This is a genomic window from Mycolicibacterium hodleri, assembly GCF_025822245.1.
Lineage (GTDB): Bacteria > Actinomycetota > Actinomycetes > Mycobacteriales > Mycobacteriaceae > Mycobacterium > Mycobacterium hodleri.
Window position 1 is genome coordinate 41,978 of sequence record NZ_JACKTL010000005.1, and the last position, 25,790, is coordinate 67,767.

The 25,790-nt window shown below is 69.3% G+C and carries 23 protein-coding genes and 1 pseudogene; 21 read left to right on the forward strand and 3 right to left on the reverse strand.

The annotated features are described in order from the left end of the window. The first annotated feature begins 1 nt into the window (after position 1). The 11 genes from H7J06_RS00565 to proB all read left to right on the forward strand — a co-directional run bounded on the left by H7J06_RS00565 (position 2) and on the right by proB (position 13,298). On the forward strand, positions 2 to 1,255 hold the full coding sequence (locus H7J06_RS00565) for a saccharopine dehydrogenase family protein (RefSeq protein WP_264036020.1): 1,254 nt from the start codon (positions 2 to 4) through the stop codon (positions 1,253 to 1,255). A 69-nt stretch (positions 1,256 to 1,324) separates the two neighbouring features. Then, on the forward strand, positions 1,325 to 1,852 hold the full coding sequence (locus H7J06_RS00570) for a DUF937 domain-containing protein (protein WP_264036022.1): 528 nt from the start codon (positions 1,325 to 1,327) through the stop codon (positions 1,850 to 1,852). 73 nt (positions 1,853 to 1,925) lie between these two features. Next, complete coding sequence (locus H7J06_RS00575) at positions 1,926 to 4,592, forward strand: valine--tRNA ligase (RefSeq protein ID WP_264036024.1); 2,667 nt, start codon at positions 1,926 to 1,928, stop codon at positions 4,590 to 4,592. Beyond that, entirely contained in the window at positions 4,589 to 6,037 is a 1,449-nt protein-coding gene (folC, locus tag H7J06_RS00580) for a bifunctional tetrahydrofolate synthase/dihydrofolate synthase (protein WP_264036026.1), read from the forward strand. Before H7J06_RS00575 ends, folC begins: the two co-directional genes overlap by 4 nt. A gap of 59 nt (positions 6,038 to 6,096) precedes the next feature. Continuing rightward, positions 6,097 to 6,435: a DUF4233 domain-containing protein gene (locus tag H7J06_RS00585; protein ID WP_264036187.1), complete on the forward strand. Its 339-nt coding sequence runs from the start codon at positions 6,097 to 6,099 to the stop codon at positions 6,433 to 6,435. Positions 6,436 to 6,453: 18 nt separating this feature from the next. Then, positions 6,454 to 6,864 carry a nucleoside-diphosphate kinase gene (gene ndk, locus H7J06_RS00590; protein WP_264036027.1) on the forward strand — a complete coding sequence of 137 codons (411 nt, stop codon included), beginning with the start codon at positions 6,454 to 6,456 and terminating at the stop codon, positions 6,862 to 6,864. 302 nt (positions 6,865 to 7,166) lie between these two features. Then, positions 7,167 to 9,872, forward strand: a complete 2,706-nt coding sequence (rne, locus tag H7J06_RS00595) for a ribonuclease E (RefSeq protein WP_264036029.1) — start codon at positions 7,167 to 7,169, stop codon at positions 9,870 to 9,872. 193 nt (positions 9,873 to 10,065) lie between these two features. Beyond that, positions 10,066 to 10,377, forward strand: coding sequence for a 50S ribosomal protein L21 (gene rplU / locus H7J06_RS00600; protein WP_264036031.1), 312 nt, complete (start codon positions 10,066 to 10,068; stop codon positions 10,375 to 10,377). A gap of 16 nt (positions 10,378 to 10,393) precedes the next feature. Next, on the forward strand, positions 10,394 to 10,660 hold the full coding sequence (gene rpmA, locus H7J06_RS00605; RefSeq protein ID WP_149482550.1) for a 50S ribosomal protein L27: 267 nt from the start codon (positions 10,394 to 10,396) through the stop codon (positions 10,658 to 10,660). 83 nt (positions 10,661 to 10,743) lie between these two features. Beyond that, a complete protein-coding gene (gene obgE, locus H7J06_RS00610; protein ID WP_264036035.1) occupies positions 10,744 to 12,198 on the forward strand; it encodes a GTPase ObgE in 1,455 nt (484 codons plus the stop codon). Continuing rightward, a complete protein-coding gene (proB, locus tag H7J06_RS00615) occupies positions 12,195 to 13,298 on the forward strand; it encodes a glutamate 5-kinase (RefSeq protein ID WP_264036037.1) in 1,104 nt (367 codons plus the stop codon). Before obgE ends, proB begins: the two co-directional genes overlap by 4 nt. Here proB and H7J06_RS00620 read toward each other — a convergent pair. Then, positions 13,295 to 13,924: a TetR/AcrR family transcriptional regulator gene (locus H7J06_RS00620; RefSeq protein ID WP_264036039.1), complete on the reverse strand. Its 630-nt coding sequence runs from the start codon at positions 13,922 to 13,924 to the stop codon at positions 13,295 to 13,297. The two genes, proB and H7J06_RS00620, sit on opposite strands and share 4 nt — an antisense overlap. A gap of 66 nt (positions 13,925 to 13,990) precedes the next feature. Between H7J06_RS00620 and H7J06_RS00625 the strand changes: the two genes are divergently transcribed. Next, a complete protein-coding gene (locus H7J06_RS00625) occupies positions 13,991 to 15,259 on the forward strand; it encodes a cytochrome P450 (RefSeq protein WP_264036041.1) in 1,269 nt (422 codons plus the stop codon). Here H7J06_RS00625 and H7J06_RS00630 read toward each other — a convergent pair. Next, positions 15,256 to 16,098, reverse strand: a complete 843-nt coding sequence (locus tag H7J06_RS00630) for an SIR2 family NAD-dependent protein deacylase (protein WP_264036043.1) — start codon at positions 16,096 to 16,098, stop codon at positions 15,256 to 15,258. The two genes, H7J06_RS00625 and H7J06_RS00630, sit on opposite strands and share 4 nt — an antisense overlap. Before the next feature lie 47 nt (positions 16,099 to 16,145). Here H7J06_RS00630 and H7J06_RS00635 point away from each other — a divergent pair, with 47 nt between their 5' ends. Beyond that, positions 16,146 to 18,188, forward strand: a complete 2,043-nt coding sequence (locus tag H7J06_RS00635; protein ID WP_264036045.1) for an NAD(+) synthase — start codon at positions 16,146 to 16,148, stop codon at positions 18,186 to 18,188. A 28-nt stretch (positions 18,189 to 18,216) separates the two neighbouring features. After that, the gene (locus H7J06_RS00640) at positions 18,217 to 19,008 is read left to right on the forward strand and encodes a GntR family transcriptional regulator (protein ID WP_264036047.1); all 792 of its coding nucleotides are present in this window, start codon (positions 18,217 to 18,219) and stop codon (positions 19,006 to 19,008) included. A gap of 1 nt (position 19,009) precedes the next feature. Here the strand turns inward: H7J06_RS00640 and H7J06_RS00645 are convergent. Next, a pseudogene (locus H7J06_RS00645) lies at positions 19,010 to 19,710 on the reverse strand (PfkB family carbohydrate kinase). A 56-nt stretch (positions 19,711 to 19,766) separates the two neighbouring features. Here H7J06_RS00645 and H7J06_RS00650 point away from each other — a divergent pair. The 7 genes from H7J06_RS00650 to octT are packed head-to-tail and all read left to right on the forward strand — an operon-like array spanning position 19,767 to position 25,790. Next, positions 19,767 to 21,023, forward strand: coding sequence for a glutamate-5-semialdehyde dehydrogenase (locus tag H7J06_RS00650; protein WP_264036048.1), 1,257 nt, complete (start codon positions 19,767 to 19,769; stop codon positions 21,021 to 21,023). A 30-nt stretch (positions 21,024 to 21,053) separates the two neighbouring features. Next, positions 21,054 to 21,929: an AAA family ATPase gene (locus H7J06_RS00655; protein WP_264036050.1), complete on the forward strand. Its 876-nt coding sequence runs from the start codon at positions 21,054 to 21,056 to the stop codon at positions 21,927 to 21,929. Continuing rightward, complete coding sequence (locus H7J06_RS00660) at positions 21,929 to 23,374, forward strand: vWA domain-containing protein (protein WP_264036052.1); 1,446 nt, start codon at positions 21,929 to 21,931, stop codon at positions 23,372 to 23,374. Before H7J06_RS00655 ends, H7J06_RS00660 begins: the two co-directional genes overlap by 1 nt. Before the next feature lie 11 nt (positions 23,375 to 23,385). Continuing rightward, the gene (gene nadD, locus H7J06_RS00665; protein ID WP_372515201.1) at positions 23,386 to 24,024 is read left to right on the forward strand and encodes a nicotinate-nucleotide adenylyltransferase; all 639 of its coding nucleotides are present in this window, start codon (positions 23,386 to 23,388) and stop codon (positions 24,022 to 24,024) included. Then, positions 24,021 to 24,389, forward strand: a complete 369-nt coding sequence (gene rsfS, locus H7J06_RS00670; protein WP_264036054.1) for a ribosome silencing factor — start codon at positions 24,021 to 24,023, stop codon at positions 24,387 to 24,389. The genes nadD and rsfS overlap by 4 nt, the downstream gene beginning before the upstream one ends. Next, positions 24,386 to 25,057 (forward strand): glucosyl-3-phosphoglycerate phosphatase, encoded by a 672-nt coding sequence (gpgP, locus tag H7J06_RS00675; protein WP_264036057.1) that lies wholly within the window; start codon positions 24,386 to 24,388, stop codon positions 25,055 to 25,057. Before rsfS ends, gpgP begins: the two co-directional genes overlap by 4 nt. Beyond that, positions 25,047 to 25,790: a diglucosylglycerate octanoyltransferase gene (gene octT / locus H7J06_RS00680; RefSeq protein WP_264036058.1), complete on the forward strand. Its 744-nt coding sequence runs from the start codon at positions 25,047 to 25,049 to the stop codon at positions 25,788 to 25,790. Before gpgP ends, octT begins: the two co-directional genes overlap by 11 nt.

The following is a 25,790-nucleotide window of genomic DNA, read 5'->3' on the forward strand; positions in this document are numbered from 1 at the left end:
CATGACCGAAGCGCAGCGTGAATTCGACATCGTTCTCTACGGGGCCACGGGGTTCGTCGGCAAGTTGACCGCGCAGTACCTGGCCGCGGCGGGCGGTTCGGCGCGCGTCGCCCTGGCGGGCAGGTCGGTGGCCAAGCTCCGCGACGTCCGTGAATCCCTCGGCGAGGTGGCCAAGGGCTGGGAGCTCGTCGAAGCCGAGGCCGGCCAGCCCTCCACCCTCAACGACATGGCGGCGCGGACCCGCGTGGTCGTCTCCACCGTGGGGCCCTACACCAAGTACGGGCTGCCCGTGGTCGCCGCCTGTGCCGCGGCGGGCACCGACTACGCCGACCTGACCGGCGAGACGATGTTCATCAGGGAGAGCATCGACCTGTTCGGAAAGGAAGCCGCCGACAACGGTGCCCGCATCGTCCATTCGTGCGGATTCGACTCCATTCCTTCGGATCTCACGGTCTACGCGCTCTACAAGCGGGCCCTCGCCGACGGCGCAGGTGAACTCGGGGAGACCAACTTCGTCCTCCGCGGCTTCGCGGGTGGCGTGTCCGGCGGCACCGCGGCCTCGATGCTCGAGGTCATGCACACCTCGTCGACCGACCCCGAGGCGCGCCGGGCGATGAGCGACCCGTACACCCTCACGACCGACCGGTCCGCCGAGCCCGACTTCGGTCACCAGTCCGACACCCCGTGGCGCCGCGGGCGCGACATCGCCCCCGAACTCGACGGCGTGTGGACCGGCGCGTTCGCGATGGGGGCGCCCAACGCGCGAATCGTGCGGCGCAGCAACGCCTTGCTCGACTGGGCGTACGGCCGAACGTTCCGGTATGCGGAGAACATGAGCGTGGGGTCGTCGGTGGTGGCGCCCGTCGCCGCGGCGCTGGGTACCGCGGCCAATGCCGCAGTGCTGAGCCTCGGCAGCCGGTACTTCGACAAGCTGCCCCGCGGTCTCGTCGAGCGGATCTTGCCCAAGCCAGGGACGGGACCCAGCGAGCAGGCCCGCGAGAAGGGCCACTACAAGGTCGAGACCTACACCACGACCACCAGTGGGGCCCGCTATCGGGCGACCATGGCGCAGAAGGGCGATCCCGGGTACAAGGCGACGTCGGTGTTGCTCGGCGAATGCGGGTTGGCGCTGGCGCTCGACCGCGACGCGCTCTCCGACCTCCACGGCGTCCTCACGCCCGCAACGGCACTCGGCGATGCGCTGCTCGCGCGACTGCCCGCCGCGGGTGTGACGCTGACGACCGAACGGCTGTGACGGTTCGTCGTCGGGGCTACTGTCGCGGGCAGGCTCGACCACTTCAACGGCGAAGGCGACGGTGACCCGATGGCTGATCTCGACGAACTCTTCAACCAGATTCCCACCGGCGACATCGCCCGCAAGCTGGGCGCCGACGAAGGCGAGGTGAACCGCGCCGTCCAGACGCTGGTGCCGCTGTTGGTCGGCGGTCTGCGGCAGAACGCCCAGGATCCCGGCCACGCCGCCGGCATCGAGAACGCGGCAAGCACCCACGCCGCGAGCGGTCTGCTGGACGGGGGAGTCAGCGTCGACCAGGTCGACGAGGCCGACGGATCCAAGGCGATCGCCAAGATCTTCGGCGGCAACGACAGCACCCAGGTCGCCGCGGCACTCTCGGGCGGTGGTGCCGGAAACGGCGAGCTGATCAAGAAGCTGTTGCCGATCCTCGCGCCCATCGTGCTCGCCTACCTCGGCAAGCAGCTCTCCCACGGGTCCGGCGGTGGCGGCGTCGGAGACGTCCTCGGCGGCATCCTCGGCGGCATGCTGGGCGCCGGTCAAGGCGGCGGCGGGGGCCTGGGCGACATCCTCGGCGGGCTGCTCGGCGCCAAGAAGTAGTCCCGCACCCCGTCGAGAAGCCGCGATCGAGGGCCTTTCTCGTGAGCTCGTCAGGAGTTCCTACACTGTCGAGGTGACCGTCAGCCCGAAATCCGCAGACAGCCCAGGGGTGCAGGCCCTACCCAAGTCGTGGGATCCGGCTGCCGTAGAGACCGAGCTGTACCAGGGGTGGGTCGACGCGGGCTACTTCACGGCCGACCCGTCGAGCGACAAGCCGCCGTACTCGATCGTGCTCCCACCGCCCAACGTGACGGGCAGCCTGCACATGGGCCACGCCCTGGACCACACGCTGATGGACGCGCTGACCCGGCGCAAGCGGATGCAGGGCTTCGAGGTGCTGTGGCTGCCGGGCATGGACCACGCCGGCATCGCCACCCAGAGCGTGGTGGAGAAGCAACTCGCCGCCGACGGCAAGACCAAGGAAGACTTCGGCCGCGAGCCGTTCGTCGAGAAGGTGTGGGACTGGAAGCGCGAGTCCGGCGGCACCATCGGCACCCAGATGCGCCGCATCGGTGACGGCGTCGACTGGAGCCGCGACCGATTCACCATGGACGACGGGCTGTCCCGCGCGGTGCGGACCATCTTCAAGCGGCTCTACGACGCCGGCCTGATCTACCAGGCGGAGCGGCTGGTCAACTGGTCGCCGGTACTGCAAACCGCGATCAGCGATCTCGAGGTCAAGTACGACGACGTCGAGGGGGAGCTGGTGTCCTTCCGGTACGGCTCGATGAACGACGACGAGCCCCACATCGTGGTGGCCACCACCCGGATGGAGACGATGTTGGGCGACACCGCGATCGCGGTGCACCCCGACGACGAGCGGTACCGGGCGCTGGTCGGTCAGACCCTGCCCCACCCGTTCCTCGACACCCAGGTGGTGATCGTCGCCGACGCCCACGTCGACCCCGAGTTCGGCACTGGCGCAGTCAAGGTGACGCCCGCGCACGATCCGAACGACTTCGAGATCGGCGTCCGGCACGACCTGCCGATGCCGTCGATCATGGACGCACGAGGCCGCATCGCCGGCACCGGAACCCGCTTCGACGGGATGGATCGGTTCGACGCCCGCGTCGCGGTGCGGGAGGCGCTCGCGGCCGATGGTCGCATCGTCGAGGAGAAGCGGCCCTATCTGCACAGCGTCGGGCACTCCGAGCGCAGCGGCGAGCCCATCGAACCGCGGCTGAGCCTGCAGTGGTGGGTGCGGGTCGAATCCCTGGCCAAGGCCGCCGGCGACGCAGTGCGCAACGGCGACACCGTGATTCACCCCGCCAGCCTGGAGCCGCGCTGGTTTGCCTGGGTCGACGACATGCACGACTGGTGCATCTCGCGTCAGCTGTGGTGGGGCCACCGGATCCCGGTCTGGCACGGCCCCAACGGCGAGAAGGTCTGCGTGGGACCGGACGAGACGCCACCCGAGGGCTGGGAGCAGGACCCCGACGTGCTGGACACGTGGTTCTCCTCGGCGCTGTGGCCGTTCTCCACGATGGGCTGGCCCGACCGCACCCCGGAGCTCGAGAAGTTTTATCCGACAACTGTTCTCGTCACCGGCTACGACATCATCTTCTTCTGGGTGGCCCGGATGATGATGTTCGGCACCTTCGTCGGCGACGACGACGCCATCACCGCCGGCGGCACGCGCGGTCCGCAGGTGCCGTTCGAGAATGTGTTCCTGCACGGCCTGATCCGCGACGAATTCGGCCGCAAGATGAGCAAGTCCAAGGGCAACGGCATCGACCCGTTGGACTGGGTCGACACCTACGGCGCTGACGCGCTGCGGTTCACCCTGGCCCGCGGCGCCAACCCCGGCGGGGACATGTCGATCGGCGAGGACTACGCCCGCGCCTCGCGGAACTTCGCGACGAAGTTGTTCAACGCCACCAAGTTCGCCTTGATGAACGGGGCGACCCTTGCCCCGCTGCCGGCCCCCGAGCACCTGACCGATGCCGATCGTTGGATCCTCGGCAGGTTGGAAGAGGTTCGCGCGGAGGTCGACTCGGCGTTCGACCGCTACGAGTTCAGTCGAGCCTGCGAGTCGCTGTACCACTTCGCCTGGGACGAATTCTGTGACTGGTACCTCGAACTCGCCAAGGTCCAGTTGGCCGAGCAGCCGGACGGGCGGACCAACGCCGTGCTGGCCGCCGTGCTGGACAGCCTGCTCAAGCTGCTGCACCCCGTGATGCCGTTCGTCACCGAGACCCTGTGGAAGACGCTTACCGGCCGCGAGTCGGTCGTGATCGCGGACTGGCCGCAACCGTCGGGGTATGCCCTCGACGAGGTCGCCGGTCGCCGGGTCGCCGACATGCAGAAGCTGGTCACCGAGGTCCGCCGGTTCCGCAGCGACCAGGGTCTCAACGACCGGCAGCGGGTGCCGGCACGTCTGATCGGCGTCGCCGAGGCCGACCTGTCGACGCAGATCGCGGCCGTGACCTCGCTGGCCTGGCTGACCGACCCCGCGGACGGGTTCACGCCGTCGGCCGCGGTGGAGGTCCGGTTGTCCAACGGAATGGTGCTCGTCGAACTGGACACCTCGGGCACCGTCGACGTGGCCGCCGAGCGGAAGCGCTTGGAGAAGGACCTCGCCGTCGCGCAGAAGGATCTGGCGCAGACCACCGCCAAGCTGGGCAACGAGGAGTTCCTGGCCAAGGCCCCCGACGCCGTCGTCGACAAGATCCGTACCCGGCAGCAGGTCGCCGGGGAAGAGGTCGAGCGAATCACGGCCCGACTCGCCGGGCTCTCGTGACCGAGCCGACGGCCGAGCCGACGCCCGAACCCACGCCCGACGAGATTGCCGCGCTGCTCCAGGTGGAGCACCTGCTCGACCAGCGCTGGCCCGAGACCAAGATCGAGCCCAGCACGACGCGGATCTCGGCGCTGATGGAGCTGCTGGGCTCGCCGCAGCGGGCCTATCCGACCATCCACGTCGCGGGCACCAACGGAAAGACCTCGGTCGCCAGGATCGTCGACTCGCTGCTGATTGCGCTGCATCGCAGGACCGGGCGCACCACCAGCCCGCACCTGCAGTCGGCCGTGGAGCGCATCTCCGTCGACGGCAAGCCGATCACCCCGGCCCTCTACGTGGACACCTACCGCGAACTGGAACCGTTCGTCGAGCTCGTCGACCAGCAGTCCGAGGCGGCCGGCGGACCTCGCATGAGCAAGTTCGAGGTCGTCACGGCGATGGCGTTCGCGGCCTTCGCCGACGCGCCGGTCGACGTCGCCGTCATCGAGGTCGGCCTCGGCGGCCGCTGGGACGCCACCAACGTGGTCGACGCGCCGGTCGCCGTCATCACGCCCATCGGCCTGGACCACACCGACTACCTCGGGGACACGATCGCCGAAATCGCCGCCGAGAAGGCCGGCATCATCGTCAAGCGGTTGCCCGACCCCGTCGCCCCCGACGTCGACCTGAGCACCGTGGTGATCATCGGACAGCAGACCCCCGAGGCGATGGAAGTCATTCTCGCCGAAGCCGTTCGGGCCGACGCCGCGGTCGCGAGGGAAGGGTCGGAGTTCGCGGTGCTCCGCAGGCAAGTCGCCATCGGCGGGCAGTTGCTCGAACTCCAAGGCCTGGGCGGGGTGTACCCCGAGGTGTTCCTGCCGCTGCACGGCGAGCACCAGGCCCACAACGCCCTGCTGGCCCTGGCCGCCGTCGAGGCGTTCTTCGGAGCGGGCCCGGACCGTCAGCTCGACGTCGACGCCGTCCGGGAGGGCTTCGCCACCGCGTCCAGTCCCGGCCGGCTGGAGCGGATGCGCAGCGCACCAACGGTGTTCGTCGACGCGGCGCACAACCCGGCGGGTGCGGAAGCGCTCACCCGCGCGCTTGCCGACGAGTTCGAATTCCGCCACCTGGTCGGCATCGTCTCGGTGATGGGGGACAAGGACGTCGACGGGATCTTGGCTGCCCTCGAGCCGGCCTTCGACCAGATCGTGGTGACGCACAACGGATCTCCGCGGGCGCTCGACGTCGAGGGGCTCGCCATGCGCGCCGAGGAACACTTCGGCCCGGACCGCGTCATCACGGCGCAGACGTTGCCCGACGCCATCGAGACCGCGATCGCGCTGGCCGAGGACGGCGGTGCCGATGACGCCTACCCCGACGGTTTCTCCGGCAGCGGCGTCGTCATCACCGGATCCGTCGTGACGGCCGGCGCCGCCCGCACCCTCTTCGGGCGGGATCCGTCGTGAGCGAATCAGTCGAGCGGCCCCCCGTCGGGCCCGACCCGTGGAAGAGCTTCCGCGGGGTGATGGCGGGCACGCTGATCCTTGAGGTCATCGTCGTTCTCCTTGCGCTGCCGGTGGTTTCGTATTCCCACGGTGGGCTGACGTGGGTCAGCGGCGGCTTCATCCTCGGCGTCACCGGCATCCTGATCCTGCTGGCCGGCGTGCAGGGCAAGCCATGGGCGCTGAAGGCAAACCTCGCCGTGCAGGTGGTGCTGATCGCCGGCGTCGTCATCCACCCCGCCATCTGCTTCATCGGCGTGGTCTTCGCCGCAGTGTGGTTGCTGATCGCCTACCTGCGCGCCGAGGTCAAGCGGCGTCAGGACCGTGGCCTGCTGCCCGGTCAACAGCCCCCACCTACCTGACGGGTAGGCTTCCTCGCCGTGACTGAGCGGACGCTGGTACTCGTTAAGCCCGACGGCGTGAAGCGCCTCCTGGTCGGGGAAATTCTCGGCCGAATCGAGCGCAAGGGCCTGACCATTGCGGCCCTGGAACTCAAGAACGTCAGCGAGGACCTGGCCCGGCAGCACTACGCCGAGCACGAGGGCAAGCCGTTCTTCCCGTCGCTGCTGGAATTCATCACCTCCGGGCCCGTCGTGGCCGTGATCGTCGAGGGCCCGCGGGCCATCGCCGCCTTCCGTCAGATTGCCGGCGGCACCGACCCCGTTGAGAAGGCCGCCCCCGGCACCATCCGCGGTGACCTGGCCTTGGTCACGCAGGACAACCTCGTCCACGGCTCCGATTCGCCGGACTCCGCGGCCCGCGAGATCGAGCTCTGGTTCCCCGGTCGTTAGCTGTCGACCGGGCTTGGAACGGCACCTCGTCGGAGTCGGCGCCGCGATGTGGGATACTGGCCGAGGGTGACCTGCTTCATAACGGAGCAGGAAACCCGGATGAAGATTGGACGAGCGCGACCACCTGGGACGTGTTCCGAGTGCGGCGCGAAGTCCAGCCATCATTCAGCCAGGCACTGAGGGTTCTCACGAACTGCTCGGAGCGAGACCATGACAAGCCCGGGAAGAGTTCCACGGGTCCATAGCGGAAGCCCTCGCGTGGCCGCGTCAGCACGACGCGCCCGGGGGCTTGAGGAGAGTACGTGGCTGACCGTGATTTTGCCGCCCCATTCGAGCTACCCGGAGAGACTCAGCGAGACGAGGAAGCGCCAGCACAGCTGAGCCTCGATCCCGCCGACGTCTTCGTCGAGCCGGTTGCCCCGCGTACCGCGCCATCGGCGCAGGCCCTCGAGGTCGAGCCCGAGCCGCCGCCCGTGCCGGAGCCCCTGCCCCCGAACACCGCGCCTGCGGCGTACATGCCGCTGTTCGTCGCGCCCCAGCCCATCGCCTTCGTGCCACCCCGCGCCGTGGTGGTGCCCGACGACGACCTGGACGAGGACGACGAGGACGAGGACGACGCGTCGGACGACTCCGACGACGAGCAGGACGACCGCCCCGCCAACAAGCGCCGCCGCCGTGGCCGTCGTGGTCGCGGTCGCGGGCGTGGCGAACAGAGCGACGACGCCGACGGCCCCGGTGACGGAGACGGCCGGGACGGCGCCGACGACCAGAGCGACTCCGACGACGGTTCCGACGACGACGGCTCGGACGACGAAGGAGCCGACGACGAGGGTGGCGACGACGACAGCACCGGCGCCGACGGAGCCAACCGTCGCCGCAGGCGCCGCCGCCGCCGCAAGACCGGTGGTGGGGCCGGAGATTCCGACGGCGACGACGCCACGTCGGCCGACGACCCGCCCAACACCGTCGTCCACGAACGTCAACCGCGCGCCGCGAAGGCCTCCACCAAGTCCTCCGGAGACGGCGAGATCCAGGGCATCGCGGGTTCGACGCGCCTGGAGGCCAAGCGTCAGCGCCGCCGCGACGGCCGCGACGCCGGCCGTCGCCGCCCCCCGATCCTGAGCGAGGCCGAGTTCCTGGCCCGTCGCGAGGCCGTCGAGCGGGTCATGGTCGTGCGCGACAAGGTGCGCAGCGAACCGCCGCACGAAGGGGCCCGCTACACCCAGATCGCGGTCATGGAGGACGGCGTCGTCGTCGAGCACTTCGTGACCTCGGCCGCGCAGGTGTCCCTGGTCGGCAACATCTACCTCGGCATCGTCCAGAACGTGCTGCCGTCGATGGAGGCGGCCTTCGTCGACATCGGCCGCGGCCGCAACGGCGTCCTCTACGCCGGCGAGGTCAACTGGGAGGCAGCCGGCCTCGGCGGCGCCCAACGCAAGATCGAGCAGGCCCTCAAGCCGGGCGACTACGTCGTCGTGCAGGTCAGCAAGGATCCGGTCGGGCACAAGGGCGCCCGGCTGACCACGCAGATCTCCCTCGCCGGCCGCTACCTGGTGTACGTGCCAGGCGCCTCGTCCACCGGCATCAGCCGCAAGCTGCCCGACACCGAACGTCAGCGGTTGAAGGAGATCCTTCGCGAGGTCGTCCCGTCCGACGCGGGCGTGATCATCCGCACCGCCTCGGAGGGCGTCAAGGAAGAGGACATCCGCACCGACGTCAACCGCCTGCAGGAGCGGTGGGCCCAGGTCGAGGCCAAGGCCACGGAGGTCACCGGCAAGGCGGCCGGCGCCGCGGTGGCGCTGTACGAAGAGCCCGACGTGCTGGTCAAGGTCATCCGCGACCTGTTCAACGAGGACTTCAGCGGACTCGTCGTCTCCGGTGACGACGCCTGGAACACCATCAGCGAGTACGTGACCTCGGTCGCACCCGAACTGCTCACCCGCATGACCAAGTACGAGCCGGCGGCCTCCGGCGGTCCCGACGTGTTCGCGGTGCACCGCATCGACGAGCAGCTGACCAAGGCGATGGACCGCAAGGTCTGGCTGCCGTCCGGCGGCACGCTGGTCATCGACCGCACCGAGGCCATGACCGTGGTCGACGTCAACACCGGAAAGTTCACCGGCTCGGGCGGCAACCTCGAGCAGACCGTCACCCGCAACAACCTCGAAGCCGCGGAGGAGACCGTCCGGCAGCTTCGGTTGCGCGACATCGGCGGCATCATCGTCATCGACTTCATCGACATGGTCCTGGAGTCCAACCGCGACTTGGTGCTCCGCCGGCTGACCGAGGCGCTGGCGCGCGATCGCACCCGCCACCAGGTGTCCGAGGTGACGTCGCTGGGGTTGGTGCAGCTGACCCGAAAGAAGTTGGGCACCGGGCTCATCGAGGCGTTCTCGACGACCTGTTCACACTGCGCCGGGCGCGGCATCATGCTGCACGGCGATCCCGTCGACTCCGGATCGGCCGCCGGCCGCAAGAGCGAGCCGGGGACCGGGCGGCGCAGCAAGCGCGGCAAGAAGGGTGGCCGGACCGAAGAAGAGGTTCAGGTCGCCAAGGTTCCCGTGCACGCCGCGGGTGAGCATCCGATGTTCCGCGCCATGGCCGCGGCCACCGGCCGCGAGGACGGCGACGACGAGGACGGCGACGGTGTTCCCGACGACGCCGAGGACACCGTGGTCGAGGGATCCGAGGACCTTGCCGCGACCGAGCCCGTCGAGGAGGTGTTGGCCGAGGATTCCGAGGACGACCTCGACGACGAGGACGACGACGAGGATGACGAGGACGACGACGACATCGAAGTCATCGACGACGACTTGGTCTCCGACGAGGACGACTCCGAGGACGACGAGGATGACGACGACTCCGACGAGGATGACGACGACGATTCGGACGACGAGGATTCCGACGACGACTCCGACGAGGAGGACGACGAGCCCGTCGTCGCGGTGACCGGTCGGCCCCGGCGTCGGCGCGCGGCCGCCCGCCCTGCAGGTCCGCCGGTGTCATGACGTCGGAGGCGTCGCAGGCCGGGGCGCGGTTTGACCCTTTACCTGCTGGTCACGTACCCTTGCACAGTTGTCTGCAGGCTCGGTAACGACTGAGCCCGCGACACGCGGGGCTTATGACCCCCGCACCCAAGACCCGCGCACGCAGCCCTCGGGTGGCGCGCGCCCGCAAGCGAAGATGAGGATGACGCAAACGATGGCGACCTACGCAATCGTCAAGACCGGCGGCAAGCAGTACAAGGTCGCGGTCGGTGACATAGTCAAGGTGGAGAAGCTGGAGCTCGAAGCCGGCGATTCCGTCTCGCTGCCGGTGGCGCTCGTCGTCGACGGTGCGAACGTCACCACCGCCGCGAAGGACCTGGAGAAGGTCGCCGTTACCGCAGAGGTGCTCGAGCACACCAAGGGTCCGAAGATCCGCATCCACAAGTTCAAGAACAAGACCGGTTACCACAAGCGCCAGGGCCACCGTCAGAAGCTGACGGTCGTCAAGGTCACGGGCATCAAGTAGTAGGGGAGCGAACTAAATGGCACACAAGAAGGGCGCTTCCAGCTCCCGCAACGGTCGCGACTCCAATTCACAGCGCCTCGGCGTCAAGCGTTTTGGTGGCCAGGTCGTCAAGGCGGGCGAGATCATCGTGCGTCAGCGCGGCACCCACTTCCACCCCGGCGTCAACGTCGGCCGTGGCGGCGACGACACCCTGTTCGCCACCGCCCCCGGCGCCGTGGAGTTCGGTGAGAAGCGCGGCCGCAAGACCGTGAACATCGTTCGCACCGTCCGCGCGGAGGTTTAACTCCGAGTCGAGATCGACGTTTTGCAGCTCGGCTCTCGCGCAAGGGAAGCAAAACGTAGATTTCGTCATGGAAAGGACCTCTCATGCCCCGTTTCGTCGACCGCGTGGTCATTCACGCGCGAGCAGGCAACGGCGGTAGAGGCTGCGCCTCGGTACACCGCGAGAAGTTCAAGCCCCTCGGGGGTCCCGACGGCGGCAACGGCGGCAACGGTGGCAGCATCGTGTTCGTCGTCGACCCGCAGGTGCACACGCTGCTCGACTTCCACTTCCACCCGCACGTGGACGCCCCGTCCGGCAAGCAGGGCATGGGCAACAACCGCGATGGCGCGGCTGGCGAAGATCTAGAGCTCCGTGTCCCGGACGGCACCGTCGTCGTCGACGAGGACGGCCGGATGCTGGCCGACCTCACCGGTGAGGGCACCCGGTTCGAGGCTGCGGTCGGCGGCCGAGGCGGACTCGGAAACGCGGCACTGTCGTCGAAGGCGCGCCGGGCACCCGGCTTCGCGCTACTGGGCGAGAAGGGTCAAGCCCGCGATCTCACCCTCGAACTGAAGACCGTGGCCGACGTCGGCCTGGTCGGCTTTCCGTCCGCGGGCAAGTCCTCGCTGGTGTCGGTCATCTCGGCGGCGAAGCCGAAGATCGCCGACTACCCGTTCACCACTCTGGTGCCCAACCTCGGCGTCGTGTCGGCGGGGGAGCACACATTCACCGTCGCCGACGTCCCCGGCCTGATCCCAGGCGCCTCCGACGGCCGCGGTCTCGGACTGGACTTCCTGCGGCACATCGAACGCTGCGCGGTGCTCGTGCACGTCGTCGACTGCGCCACGATGGAACCCGGCCGCGATCCGGTCTCCGACATCGACGCGCTCGAAGCCGAACTCACCGCATACACCCCGACGCTGCAGGGCGACTCCTCGCTGGGCGACCTCGCCGAGCGTCCCCGCGCGGTGGTGCTGAACAAGATCGACGTGCCCGACGCCCGGGAACTGGCCGACTTCGTCCGCGAGGAGGTCGCCGCCAAGTACGGCTGGCCCGTCTTCGAGGTCTCCACCGTGACGCGAGACGGCTTGCGGCCGTTGACCTTCGCCCTCTGGGAGATGGTGGCGTCGTATCGCGCGGCGCAGCCGGTGGTGGCGCCGCGGCGCCCCGTCATCCGGCCCATTCCGGTCAACGAGAGTGGCTTCACCGTCACCCCCGACGGCGAGGGCGGCTTCGTGGTGCGCGGCACGCGCCCCGAGCGGTGGATCGCCCAGACCGACTTCACCAACGACGAGGCCGTCGGCTACCTGGGTGACCGACTGGCCCGCCTGGGCGTCGAGGACGAGTTGCTCAAGCAGGGCGCCACGTCGGGGTGCGCCGTCACCATCGGCGACATGACCTTCGACTGGGAGCCGCAGACGCCTGCCGGCGTGGAGGTCACCATGTCGGGGCGTGGCACCGACCTCAGACTCGAACAGGACGACCGGGTTCGCGCCGACGAGCGCAAGATCGCCCGCAAGCAGCGACGGGAAAGTCGCCAGTACGACGAGCAGTCGTGACCGGCGCGCACCGCGACGCCATCCGGACGGCCCGCAGCGTGGTCGTCAAGATCGGCACGACGGCGTTGACGACGCCGAAGGGCATGTTCGACGCGAGCCGGCTGGCGTCATTGGCCGACGCGATTCAAGCGCGGATGAAGGCCGGCTCCGACGTGGTGATCGTGTCGTCGGGCGCGATCGCGGCCGGTATCGAGCCGCTGGGGCTGTCGCGGCGCCCGACCGACCTCGCCACCAAGCAGGCCGCGGCGAGCGTCGGGCAGGTGGCCCTGGTCAACGCGTGGAGCGCCGCCTTCGGCCGCTACGACCGCACCGTGGGGCAGGTGCTGGTGAGCGCCCATGACATCGCGATGCGCGTGCAGCACACCAACGCTCAGCGCACCTTGGATCGGCTGCGCGCCTTGCACGCGGTGGCCATCGTCAACGAGAACGACACCGTCGCCACCAACGAGATCCGCTTCGGCGACAACGACCGGCTCTCCGCGCTGGTGGCCCATCTCGTCGGTGCCGACGCGCTGATCCTGCTGTCGGACATCGACGGCCTCTACGACTCGGACCCGCGAAAGGGCAACGCCCGCTTCATCTCCGAGGTGGCCGGGGCGGACGATCTCGACGGCGTCATCGCCGGCGGTGGAAGCAGTCTCGGCACCGGTGGCATGGCGTCCAAGCTGTCCTCGGCGCTGCTGGCGGCCGACGCGGGGGTGCCGGTGCTGTTGGCCGCGGCCGCCGATGCGGGTGCGGCACTGTCGGAGGCATCGGTGGGGACGGTCTTCGCGCCACGCCCCGAACGCATGTCGTCGCGCCGGTTCTGGGTGCGGTACGCCGCCGAGTCGACGGGCGCGCTGATGCTCGACGACGGCGCGGTGCGGGCCGTGGTCGAGCATCGGCGGTCGCTGCTGCCTGCGGGCATCACCGAGGTGTCGGGCCGTTTCCACGGGGGCGACGTGGTCGAGCTCCGCAGTCTCGACGGCACGGTGGTAGCACGCGGCGTCGTCGCCTACGACGCCGCGGAACTGAGCACCATGGTCGGCCGGTCGACGACGGACCTGCCCGCCGACATGCGCCGTCCCGCAGTGCACGCCGACGACCTGGTCGCGGTCTAGGGCGCCTCGAGATACAGTGCGCCCCAGATGATCTGGGTCAGGGTGGCGGCCAGCTCGCCGTCGCCGGACTCCGGGGCCCCTGGCAAGCTCTGCTGACAGGTGCGCTCGACCATCCAGGTCAGACCGGTGGCCGCCGTCTGCGCCGACAACTCCCGGCGAATGTAGCCGTCGTCCTGTCCCTCGGTGATGACGGTCGCCAGACGCGCGGCGATCGCGGCGAGGATCTCCCGGTACGTGGCGCCCACTGCGGCGTCGTACCCCGCCATCTCGTTGAGCGCCACCAACAACGGCTGATGGCGCCGGTAGGTGGCCACCAGGGCCGTCATCGCGGCCAGCACGTCGGCGGGGTCGCGACGCCGCGACACGCTCCACCACCGCTCGGCGGCGGTGGCGAGGTCGTCGAACACCTGCCCCGCCAACCGGCGCAGCAGATGGCCCTTGTCCTCGAAGTAGATGTAGAAGCTGGCGCGTGAGATGCCGGCCTCGGTGGCCAATCGGTCGACGCTGAGCTCGGTGAAGCTGGCGCCGTCGGCCATCAGCCGTTCGGTGGCGTCGAGCAGCTTGCGCTCGATCTGCCCGCGCCGTTCCTGCCGGCCGGCCTGCGGCTTCCGGGTCACTGACGGCATGCAGGCAGCGTAGACCGCACGCGCACATCTTGACTAGACACACTGTCTAGACCTATCGTCAGCGCCATGACTGTGTCGCCGCTCACACCGACTACGGCTCGCCCGTACGACCCGATCGACCTCTCCTCCAAGGCGTTCTGGTCCACCACCGCCGCCGACCGCGAGACAGCCTTCGCCGAACTGCGCCGCGACCGGCCGGTCAGCTGGCACCCGCCCGTCGAGGACGCGCTGATGCACGACCCCGAGGACCGCGGCTACTGGGCGGTCACCCGGCACGCCGACATCGTCACCGTCAGCAGGGACAGCGAGACGTTCCTGTCCGGCAAGGGCGTGCTGTTCGAGAACGTGCCCGAGGAGCTGCTCGAGGCCTCGCAGTCGTTCTTGGCCATGGATGCGCCGCGGCACACCAAGATTCGCAAGGTGGTGCACGCCGCGTTCACGCCGCGGCAGGTGCGCCGCATCGAGGACTCGATCAAGGCCAACGCATCCGACATCGTCGCGGAGTTGCGGGAGGCGGGCACCGGCGCCGACTTCGTCGACCTCTGCGCCAAGGAACTACCGATCCGCACGCTGTCGGACATGGTCGGCATCCCGCAATCCGAACGACTGCAGGTGGCCGACGCCGCGGACGCCATGGTGTCGTGGGGCGACCCGCTGTACCTCAACGGCCGAAACCCGTTGGAGGTGCTGATCGGAAGCCAGATGTACCTGCATCAGGTGTGCGGCGCGCTCGCCGCCGACCGGCGAGACCACCCCGGCGACGATCTGATCAGCGCGCTGGTGCAGGCCGAAGTCGACGGGGACCGGCTCACCGACGCGGAGATCGCCGCATTCTTCGTGCTGCTGGCCGTCGCGGGAAACGACACCACCCGGCAGACGGCCAGCCATGCCATGAAGGCGCTGACCGACTTCGACGACCAGCGCGCCTGGCTGACGGCCGACTTCGACGACCGCATCGGCGGTGCCGTCGAGGAGTTCGTGCGGTGGGCGACGCCGGTGATGACGTTCCGCCGCACGGCTGCCGTCGACTGCCGCCCCGGTGGCCAGGACGTCGCCGCGGGGGAGAAGGTCGTCATGTTCTACGCGTCGGGCAACTTCGACGACGCGGCCTTCGACGAGCCCGGTCGTTTCGACCTCTCGCGTAAACCCAACCCGCACCTCGGCTTTGGTGGCGGCGGTCGCCACTTCTGCCTGGGCGCACACGTGGCCAGGGCCCAGCTGCGGGCACTGTTCGGCGAACTGCTGACCCAGCTGCCCGGCATCTCGGCGGGCGAGCCGTCCTACGTCGCGGGCAACTTCGTCCACGGCGTGCGCTCGCTGCCGGTGACCTTCTAGGGAGCCGGGATCGGCGAGAGCTCGTCGACGAGGAGGACCAGCAGCTCGGAACATCCCGCGTCGAGCTTGACCGCGGCGAACTCGTCACCGCGCGTGACCCCGCGATTGATGATCGCGACGGGCTTGCCGGCCGCGGCGGCGTGCCGCACGAAGCGCAGCCCCGAGAACACCGTCAACGACGAGCCCGCGACGAGAAGGGCGTCGGCGGCGTCGACCATCGAATATGCCTGTGCCACACGGTCCTTCGGAACGCTCTCGCCGAAGTAGACGATGTCGGGTTTGAGCATTCCGCCGCAGCGCGGACAGTCGACGTACCGGAACGACGACGTCTCCTCGACCATCGCGTCGGCGTCGGGGGCCACGGCGATGCCGCCGACCGCCTCGGCGCGTTCGACGAAGCCGGGGTTGAGCGCCTCCAGTTCGTCGGCCAGCTGCGCGCGCGTCAGGGTGAAGCCGCACCCGAGACACACCACCTGGGCATACGTGCCGTGCAGGTTGACGACGTTCTCGCTGCCGGCCTTGGTGTGCAGCAGGTCGACGTTCTGGGTGATCACGCCAGTGGCGACTCCGGCGCGCTCCAGCGCGGCGAGCGCGCGGTGCCCGGCGTTCGGCAGGGTGTCGTCCATGTGCCGCCACCCGACGTGGTTTCGCGCCCAGTACCGCTGCCGGAACACCGGGTCCGAGGTGAACTGGCGGATCGTCATCGGATTGCTCGGCGGCGAATCCGGGCCGCGGTAGTCGGGGATGCCGGAGTCGGTCGACAACCCGGCCCCGGTGAGGACGGCGAAGCGCCGACCGGCAAGCAGCGAGACCAGATCGGGCGCGGTGTGACCGTTCATCACCGTCCAGGGTAGGCGGCCCACGGCGTACCTGGGATGATCGGGGCGTGGACTTCTACTCCGCCTACCGGCACGACTACGTGCGAGTGGCCGCGTGTACCCATCACACCGCCTTGGCCGACCCGTCGGCCAACGCCGAATCGGTGCTGAACGTGGCCCGCGAATGCCACGCCGAGGGGGTGGGGCTGGCGCTCTTTCCCGAACTGACGCTGTCCGGGTATTCGATCGAGGACATCGTCCTGCAGGACACCCTGCTCGACGCCGTCGAGGTGGCCGTCGACCAGGTGGTGGCGGCCTCGGCGGATCTGCTGCCGGTGCTGGTGGTCGGGGCGCCGCTGCGCCACCGGAACCGGATCTACAACACCGCGGTCGTCATCCACCGCGGGACGGTGCTCGGCGTCGTACCGAAGTCCTATCTGCCGACCTATCGCGAGTTCTACGAACGCCGACAGATCGCACCCGGCGACGATCAGGGCGGTGTCATCCGCCTCGGCGGCACCGAGGTGCCGTTTGGCCCGGACCTGCTGTTCACCGCGACCGACCTTCCGAGTTTCGTTCTGCACGTGGAGATCTGCGAGGACATGTGGGTCCCGGTGCCGCCCAGCGCCGAGGCGGCGTTGGCGGGCGCGACCGTGCTCGCCAACCTCTCGGGCAGCCCCATCACCATCGGCCGCGCCGACGACCGGAAGTTGTTGGCGCAGTCGGCATCCTCGCGCTGCCTGGCCGCCTACGTCTACGCCGCGGCCGGTGAGGGCGAGTCGACGACCGACCTGGCCTGGGACGGCCAGACGATGATCTACGAGAACGGCGTGCTGCTCGCCGAGACCGAACGCTTCCCCAAGGGGGAACGCAGGTCCGTCGCCGACGTGGACACCGGACTGCTGCGCGCCGAGCGACTGCGGATGGGAACGTTCGACGACAACCGGCGCCACCACGCCGACCGCACCGATGCGTTTCGCCACGTCGAGTTCGTCCTCGACCCACCCGCCGGCGACATCGGGCTACGGCGAGCCGTCGAGCGCTTCCCCTTCGTGCCTTCGGATCCCGAACGCCTGCAACGCGATTGCTACGAGGCCTACAGCATCCAGGTGTCGGGTCTCGAACAGCGGATGCGGGCGCTGGGTTACCCGAAACTGGTGATCGGGGTGTCCGGCGGCCTCGACTCGACCCACGCACTGATCGTCGCGGCCCGGGCCATGGACCGCGAGCGCAGGCCGCGCAGCGACATCCTGGCGTTCACCATGCCCGGCTTCGCCACCGGGGAACGCACCAAGGGCAACGCCATCGCGCTGTGCGCGGCCCTCGGAGTGACCTTCGCGGAGATCGACATTCGCGACACCGCGACGCGGATGCTCACCGAGATGGATCATCCCTTCTCCCGTGGCGAGAAGCTCTACGACGTCACGTTCGAGAACGTTCAGGCCGGTCTGCGCACCGATTATCTGTTCCGGTTGGCCAACCAGCGCGGCGGCATCGTGCTGGGCACCGGCGACCTGTCCGAACTCGCGCTCGGTTGGTCCACCTACGGCGTCGGCGACCAGATGTCGCACTACAACGTCAACGGCGGTGTGCCGAAGACGTTGATCCAGCACCTGATTCGCTGGGTCATCTCCTCGGGCCAGTTCGCCGACGACGTCAACGCGGTCTTGCAATCGGTCGTCGAGACCGAGATCACCCCCGAGCTGGTACCCGCCGGTGAGGACGAGGAGATTCAGAGCAGCGAAGCCAAGGTGGGACCCTATGTCCTGCAGGACTTCTCGCTCTTCCAGGTGCTGCGCTACGGCTTCAGTCCCTCGAAGGTCGCCTTCCTGGCCTGGCATGCCTGGCACGACGCCGAGGCCGGGCGGTGGCCGACTGGCTACCCGATGGACGAGCGGCCGGAGTACTCGCTGTCCGAGATCCGGCACTGGCTAGAGGTGTTCGTCCAACGGTTCTACTCGTTTAGCCAATTCAAGCGTTCGGCGTTGCCCAACGGGCCGAAGGTGTCCGCGGGCGGAGCGCTCTCGCCGCGCGGTGACTGGCGCGCCCCGTCGGACATGTCGGCGCGGATCTGGCTCGAGGAGATCGCACGCGAGGTCCCGGAGGCCTAACTGTCGCCGGTGTGAAAAACTCTCCGCTGTGGAGGAACCCTGCAACGGCGCCGCGCGTGTCAGTGCAGATGCGGGGGTACCGCTTCACCGGCAGCTCTACCTGGTGCTTCACGACGAGATCAGCCGCGGAGCACTGGCTTCGGGCGAGGCCCTCCCCACCGAGCAGGCCCTCTGCGACATGTTCGGCGTGTCCCGGATCACCGTGCGACGTGCGTTGGCGGACCTCTCCGACGCCGGACTCGTCGACAGGCGCCACGGCGTCGGGTCCTTCGTCACGTGGCCGGCATCGTCGGACGGATCGCACCTGGAGGCCGAGCGCGAGGTCGAATCCGAGACCGACGTCGAGGTGATCGAGTGCGGTGTGCGGTCCCTGCCGCCCGCCGTCGCGGCGCGCTGGGATTCCCGCGACGACGCCCTCTACGTGTTGCGGGTCCGCCGCGAGCGGGACACGGGTGAGCCGCTGCTCGTCACCGAGGCGTGGCTGCCCGTCGACCTTGCCGGGGTGGTCACCGAGTCGTCGTTGGCACGGGCCCCGTTGCACCGCCTCATCACCGATGCGGGGGTGACGCTGGAATGCCTGGAGCACGAGATGACCGCCGAGATCGCCGGTCCCCGGACCGCCTCGTTGCTCGGCACCGCCATCGGCTCACCCCTGATCCGGATGAACCGCGTCGCGTTCGCCGCGGCAGCGCCACATCACGTGCTCTCGACGGTCATGTCGCCCAGCAAGAGCCGGATCGTGGTGAACCAGAACGCCATGGACATGGAGGCGGGCGACAGCGTGTTCGTCGCCCATGACGTGCTCAGACCGACGAGCTGAATCACCCGGCGAGGACGTCGTCCACCGCTTCGGCGGACGGCGCACAGTCCCCGGCCCCGGCCGTCAGGGTCGCCAGGGCCCCGGCGGCGCACGCTCGGCGGATGGCGCCCTCGGGACCCCGATGCCATTCGGCCGCAAGGACTCCGGCGAAGACGTCACCGGCCCCGGTGGTGTCGACCGGCTCGACCGGCGGCGCCGCCACGTCGAATGCGGTGTCGCCGCCGCGGTAGCTCGCTCCGGACGCCCCGCGGGTGACGACGAGATGACCCACGGGCCAATGCCATTCGTCGGCCTCGACCTCGTTGACGACCACGACGTCGACCGCCTCGGCCAGCCCGGCGAGCTCGGCGGGGTCGGCTCCCGCCGGTGAGGCGTTGAGGATCACCAGGGCGCCCGCCTCCCGGCCCACCCGGGCGGCGGCCAGCGCCACGGCCAGGGGAATCTCCAGCTGCATCAGCACGACCTCGGCGTCTGCGACCGTCTGCCTGGCGTGTGCCGACGCCATGGAAAGGTGGGCGTTGGCACCGGGCGCCACGACGATGGTGTTCTCCGCGCCGGCGTCGACCACGATGGCCGCGGCCCGCTCGGTCCGGATGCCGACGACAGCGACGACGCCAGGACGGTCTCGCCCGGCGCGGGCAGGGTGCCGACGGTGAACGACTGGTCGAGGTTCACACTGCCCACCACGCATACCCTCGCCACGCCGCCCACCGTAACCCGACGAGGCAAAACGTGGCGTGGCTCGATAAGCTGCACTAATGAGCGTTGAGGCTCCTCCAACGTCGAATCTGCGAGACCAGATTCACGACGCCGCCCGGCGGGCGCGCGTCGCCGCCCGCATCCTCGCCACGTTGACCACCGAGACCAAGAATCGGGCCCTGCACGCCGCGGCCGACTCGGTCCTGGCTCACGTGCACGAAGTGCTGGCCGCCAACGCCGCCGACGTCGAGGCCGCCAGGGCGTCGGGAACACCCGAGTCGATGCTGGACCGGTTGGCCCTGAACCCGCAGCGGGTCGAGGGCATCGCGTCGGGCCTTCGGCAGGTCGCCGGTCTACCCGACCCGGTCGGCGAGGTGCTCCGCGGCAGCACCCTGGCCAATGGGCTTCAGATTCGTCAGCAACGCGTGCCGCTCGGCGTGGTCGGCATGGTCTACGAGGGCCGACCGAACGTCACCGTCGACGCGTTCGGGCTGACGCTGAAGTCGGGAAACGCGGCGCTGCTGCGGGGCAGCTCGTCGGCGGCGCAGTCCAACGCGGCGCTGGTCTCCGCGCTGCAGATGGCCCTGCTCGGTGAGGGATTGCCCGAGGACGCCGTCCAACTGCTGCCCAGCGCCGATCGCGCCAGCGTCACCCATCTGATCCAGGCGCGCGGGCTCGTCGACGTGGTCATTCCGCGTGGGGGTGCGGGGCTCATCGACGCCGTGGTGCGCGACGCGACCGTGCCGACCATCGAGACGGGTGTCGGCAACTGCCACGTCTTCGTGCACGAGGCGGCCGACCTCGACGTCGCCGAACGAATCGTGCTGAACTCCAAGACCCGCCGCACCAGCGTCTGCAACGCCGCCGAGACCTTGCTGGTCGACTCGGCCGTCGCGGCGACCGCGCTGCCGCGGCTGGTGGGCGCGCTCGAGGCCGCCGGCGTCACGGTCCACCTCGACCCCACCGAGGAGGAACTGCGGGCCGAGTTCCTCTCGATGGACATCGCGGTGGCCGTCGTGGACGGGGTCGACGCGGCGGTGGATCACGTCAACGAGTACGGAACGGGGCACACCGAGGCCATCGTGACGACCGATCTCGCTGCGGCGCAACGCTTCACCGACCGAGTCGACGCGGCCGCGGTGATGGTCAACGCGTCGACGGCCTTCACCGACGGCGAACAGTTCGGCTTCGGCGCCGAGATCGGCATCTCCACCCAGAAGCTGCATGCGAGGGGCCCGATGGGACTGTCGGAGTTGACCTCGACGAAGTGGATCGTGTGGGGTTCGCCCGCCGACGGCCACATCCGGCCTACCTAACCGACTTCCGAGCACTGGAGTAACCATCACGTGACCGTCCCCGCTCGCTCTGCCCCGCTGTTCACCGACATCGACGACGTCGCCAACCGGCTCGCCGAAACCGGATACCTGCCCGACACCGCCACGGCCACAGCGGTCTTCCTCGCCGACCGGCTGGGCAAGCCGCTGCTCGTCGAGGGACCCGCCGGCGTCGGCAAGACCGAGCTGGCCCGGGCGATTGCCCAGTGCACCGGGTCGGGTCTGGTGCGGCTGCAGTGCTACGAGGGCGTCGACGAGGCCCGCGCGCTCTACGAGTGGAACCACGCGAAGCAGATCCTGCGGATCCAGTCCGGGTCCGACGACTGGGACCAGACCAAGATGGACGTGTTCAGCGAGGAGTTCCTGCTCTCGCGGCCACTCCTGACGGCCATCCGCCGTACCGATCCGACGGTGCTGTTGATCGACGAAACCGACAAGGCCGACATCGAGATCGAGGGCTTGCTGCTCGAGGTGCTGTCCGACTTCGCCGTCACCGTGCCGGAACTGGGCACGATCACCGCGACTCGCACGCCGTTCGTGCTGCTGACCTCCAACGCCACCCGCGAACTGTCCGAGGCGCTCAAGCGTCGATGCCTCTTCCTGCACATCGACTTTCCCAAGCCCGACCTGGAGCGACGGATCCTGCTGTCGCGCGTGCCCGAGCTTCCGGAGAAGGTCGCCGAGGAACTGGTCCGGATCATCGGCGTGTTGCGCGACATGCAGCTCAAGAAGGTGCCGTCGGTCGCCGAGACCATCGACTGGGGGCGGACCGTCCTGGCGCTGGGCATGGACACCATCGACGACGAGATGATCGCCGCCACCCTCGGGGTGGTGCTCAAGCATCAGTCCGACCAGGTGAAGGCCAGCGGGGAGCTGAGGCTCAACTGATGGCCGTCCGTCGCACCAGCCCGCCGCAACCCCTTGCGCCGCACGGATTCCCCGGCCACCTGGTGGAGTTCGTCGAAGCGTTGCGCGGCGTCGGCATCGCCGTTGGGCCGTCGGAGACGGTCGACGCGGGCCAGGTGATGACGGTGCTCGGACTCGGCGACCGCGAGGTGCTGCGCGAGGGGCTGGCCTGCGCCGTGCTGCGACGCCCGGAACACCGCAACACCTACGACGCGATGTTCGACCTGTGGTTCCCCGCGGCGCTCGGTGCGCGCACGGTGCTCTCCGACGACGAGTCCGACGCCCAAGCTCCCGACGCGGCGCCGAGCCAGGACGCCGAGGCCATGCGGGCCGCGCTGGTCGAGATGCTCGCCCGCAACGAGGACATGGGCAAGATCGACGATCGGTTGGCGGCGATGGTCGCCCAGATCGTCGAGGCGTTCGGCAAGTACAGCTCAAGCCGGGGACCGTCTTACTCCTCCTATCAGGCGCTCAAGGCCATGGCCCTCGACGAGTTGGAGGGCAAGCTGCTCGCCGGGCTGCTGGCACCGTACGGCGAGGAGCCCACCCCCACCCAAGAGCAGATCGCCAAGGCGATGGCCGGCAAGCGCATCGCGCAGCTGCGCCGCATGGTCGAGGCCGAGACCAAACGCCGCACGGCCGAGCAACTGGGGCGCCAACACGTCCAGACCTACGGCATCCCCCAACTCGCCGAGAACGTCGAATTCCTCCGGGCCTCCGGCGAGCAACTGCGCGAGATGCGCCGCGTGGTCGCACCGCTGGCCCGCACCCTGGCGTCCCGGCTGGCCGCCCGTCGCCGTCGCTCGAGGGCCGGTCAGATCGATCTGCGCAAGACGCTGCGCAAGTCGATGTCCACCGGCGGCGTTCCGATCGAGGTCGTGCTGAAGAAGCCGCGCCCCGCGCGTCCGGAACTCGTGGTGCTGTGCGACGTCTCGGGCTCGGTCGCCGGCTTCAGTCACTTCACGCTGCTTCTGGTCAACGCGCTGCGTCAGCAGTTCTCCCGGGTCCGCGTCTTCGCGTTCATCGACACCACCGACGAGGTCACCGAGCTGTTCGGCCCCGACTCCGACCTGGCTGTCGCCGTGCAACGCATCACCCGGGAGGCCGGCGTGTTCACCCGCGACGGTCACTCCGACTACGGGCACGCGTTCGTCTCGTTCCTGGACAAGTATCCGAGCGTGCTGTCCCCGCGGAGCTCGCTGCTGGTGCTCGGAGACGGGCGCAACAACTACCGCAATCCCGAGGTCGACCTGCTGACGCACATGGTGACCGCGAGCCGGCACGCCCACTGGCTGAACCCCGAGCCCAAGCATCTGTGGGGCAGCGGCGATTCGGCGGTGCCGCGGTACGAGGGCGTCATCCCCATGCACGAGTGCCGGTCGGCCAAACAGCTCGCCGCGGTGATCGACCAGCTGCTGCCCGTCTAAGCTGCCTATTCGTGACTCGACGCAGGCTGGGGGTGATGGGCGGCACCTTCGATCCCATCCACCACGGTCACCTCGTGGCAGCCAGCGAAGTGGCGGACCTGTTCGCCCTCGACGAGGTGGTGTTCGTCCCCACGGGTCAGCCCTGGCAGAAGCGCGACCGCACGGTCACCGCTGCGGAGGACCGCTACCTGATGACGGTCATCGCCACCGCCGCCAACCCGCGCTTCTCGGTCAGCCGGGTCGACATCGACCGGGGCGGGGCGACCTACACCAAGGACACGCTGCGCGACCTGGCGGCGCTCAACCCGGACGCCGATCTGTACTTCATCACCGGGGCCGACGCCCTCGGCTCGATCCTGTCGTGGCAGAACTGGGAAGACCTGTTCTCCCTGGCGCGTTTCATCGGTGTCAGCCGGCCCGGTTACGAGCTGGACGGCGAACACATCGAGGCGGCGATGAAGGAGCTGCCCGCCGGTTCGCTCAAGCTCGTCGAGGTTCCCGCCCTGGCGATCTCCTCGAGCGACTGCCGTAGGCGAGCCGAACTCGGCAGGCCCATCTGGTACCTGGTACCCGACGGCGTCGTGCAATACGTCACCAAGCGCGGTCTCTATCCCGCGACAGCCCACCCACTGGGGGAACACCACACATGACAGCCAACGCAGAAGCCATTCACATGGCCACGATCGCCGCTCAGGCGGCGTCGGCCAAGCTCGCCGACGACGTCGTCGTCATCGACGTCTCCGACCAACTGGTCATCACCGACTGCTTCGTCGTCGCCTCGGCGTCCAACGACCGGCAGGTGAACGCGATCGTCGACGAGGTGGAAGAGAAGATGCGGCTGGCCGGGTACAAGCCCGCCCGCCGCGAGGGCACCCGCGAGGGGCGGTGGGTGCTGCTCGACTACATCGACATCGTGGCCCACATCCAGCACCAGGACGAGCGCAACTTCTACGCCCTCGACCGGCTGTGGCGGGACTGCCCGGTGATCCCCGTCGACCTGGACGGTCCGCAATGAGGGTTCGCCGCCTGGTGCTCTTACGCCATGGGCAGACCGAGTACAACGCGGGCAACCGCATGCAGGGCCAGCTCGACACCGACCTGACTACCCTCGGTCGGGAACAGGCCGCCGCGGCCGCCGAGGTGCTGGCCAAGCGTGAGCCGTTGGCGATCGTGTCCTCGGACCTGCGCCGCGCGCTGGATACCGCGACCGCGCTCGGCGAGCTCAGCGGGGTGCCGGTGTCGGTCGACACCCGGCTTCGCGAGACGCACCTCGGTGACTGGCAGGGCCTGACCCACCTCGAGGTGGACGACGTCGCGCCGGGGGCTCGGCTCGCGTGGCGCGACGACGCCAGGTGGGCTCCGCACGGCGGCGAGAGCAGGGTCGACGTGGCGGAGCGCAGCATGCCGGTGGTCGACGAACTGCTCACCGCGCTCGGCGACTGGGGCACCGGGGGAGCCTCGGACCGGCCGGTCGTCCTGGTCGCCCACGGGGGTCTGATCGCCGCGCTCACGGCCGCACTGCTGGACCTTCCGGTGGACAACTGGCCGGTGCTCGGCGGCATGGGCAACGCGAGCTGGGTGCAGCTGTCCGGACATTCCGACGACGATGCGGCGCCCCGGGACGTCCGATGGCGGCTCGACGTGTGGAACGCCTCGGCCCAGGTCGCCAACGATGTCCTCTAGCGACACTCCCCGCCGCACGTTGTTGGTCTTCTGCGACTCTCTGTCCTACTACGGGCCGACCGGCGGGCTGCCGGCCGACGATCCCAGGATCTGGCCCAACATCGTTGCCTCCCAACTCGACTGGGATCTCGAACTGATCGGTCGGATCGGCTGGACGTGCCGCGACGTCTGGTGGGCCGCGATCCAGGATCCGCGCGCGTGGGCGTCGTTGCCGCGCGCGGGCGCGGTGATCTTTGCGACGTCCGGCATGGACTCGCTGCCCTCGCCGCTGCCGACCGCGGTGCGCGAGCTGATCCGCTACGTGCGGCCGCCGCTGCTGCGCCGGTGGGCGCGTGACGGCTACGGCTGGGTGCAGCCACGATTGGCACCGGTCGCGCGACCGGCGCTGCCCGCCCACTTGAGCGTGGACTACCTCGAACAGACCCGCGCCGCAATCGACTTCAACCGACCAGGCATCCCCTTCGTGGCGTGCGTCCCGTCGGTCCACATTGCGGAGACCTACGGCAAGTCTCATCGGTGGCGTGAGGCCACCGCGGCCGCCATCACCACGTGGGGGCGACGGCACGACGTCCCGATCGTCGACCTGAAGGCGGCGGTGGGGGACGAGGTGACGAGCGGCCGGGGCAACCCCGACGGCATCCACTGGAACTTCGAGGCGCATCGCACGGTGGCCGACCTGATGATGAGGGGGCTCGCCGAGGCGGGAGTGACGACCGTGGACGCGGGCGGCTGA

Bases quoted from the DNA above. Each gene is read 5' to 3' on its own strand.
- H7J06_RS00565 (WP_264036020.1), top strand. From the start codon at position 2: ATGACCGAAGCGCAGCGTGAATTCGACATCGTTCTCTACGGGGCCACG.
- H7J06_RS00570 (WP_264036022.1), top strand. From the start codon at position 1,325: ATGGCTGATCTCGACGAACTCTTCAACCAGATTCCCACCGGCGACATC.
- H7J06_RS00585 (WP_264036187.1), top strand. From the start codon at position 6,097: ATGGCGGGCACGCTGATCCTTGAGGTCATCGTCGTTCTCCTTGCGCTG.
- rplU (WP_264036031.1), top strand. From the start codon at position 10,066: ATGGCGACCTACGCAATCGTCAAGACCGGCGGCAAGCAGTACAAGGTC.
- rpmA (WP_149482550.1), top strand. From the start codon at position 10,394: ATGGCACACAAGAAGGGCGCTTCCAGCTCCCGCAACGGTCGCGACTCC.
- obgE (WP_264036035.1), top strand. From the start codon at position 10,744: ATGCCCCGTTTCGTCGACCGCGTGGTCATTCACGCGCGAGCAGGCAAC.
- H7J06_RS00620 (WP_264036039.1), bottom strand. From the start codon at position 13,924: ATGCCGTCAGTGACCCGGAAGCCGCAGGCCGGCCGGCAGGAACGGCGC.
- H7J06_RS00625 (WP_264036041.1), top strand. From the start codon at position 13,991: ATGACTGTGTCGCCGCTCACACCGACTACGGCTCGCCCGTACGACCCG.
- H7J06_RS00630 (WP_264036043.1), bottom strand. From the start codon at position 16,098: ATGAACGGTCACACCGCGCCCGATCTGGTCTCGCTGCTTGCCGGTCGG.
- H7J06_RS00650 (WP_264036048.1), top strand. From the start codon at position 19,767: ATGAGCGTTGAGGCTCCTCCAACGTCGAATCTGCGAGACCAGATTCAC.
- H7J06_RS00660 (WP_264036052.1), top strand. From the start codon at position 21,929: ATGGCCGTCCGTCGCACCAGCCCGCCGCAACCCCTTGCGCCGCACGGA.
- rsfS (WP_264036054.1), top strand. From the start codon at position 24,021: ATGACAGCCAACGCAGAAGCCATTCACATGGCCACGATCGCCGCTCAG.
- gpgP (WP_264036057.1), top strand. From the start codon at position 24,386: ATGAGGGTTCGCCGCCTGGTGCTCTTACGCCATGGGCAGACCGAGTAC.
- octT (WP_264036058.1), top strand. From the start codon at position 25,047: ATGTCCTCTAGCGACACTCCCCGCCGCACGTTGTTGGTCTTCTGCGAC.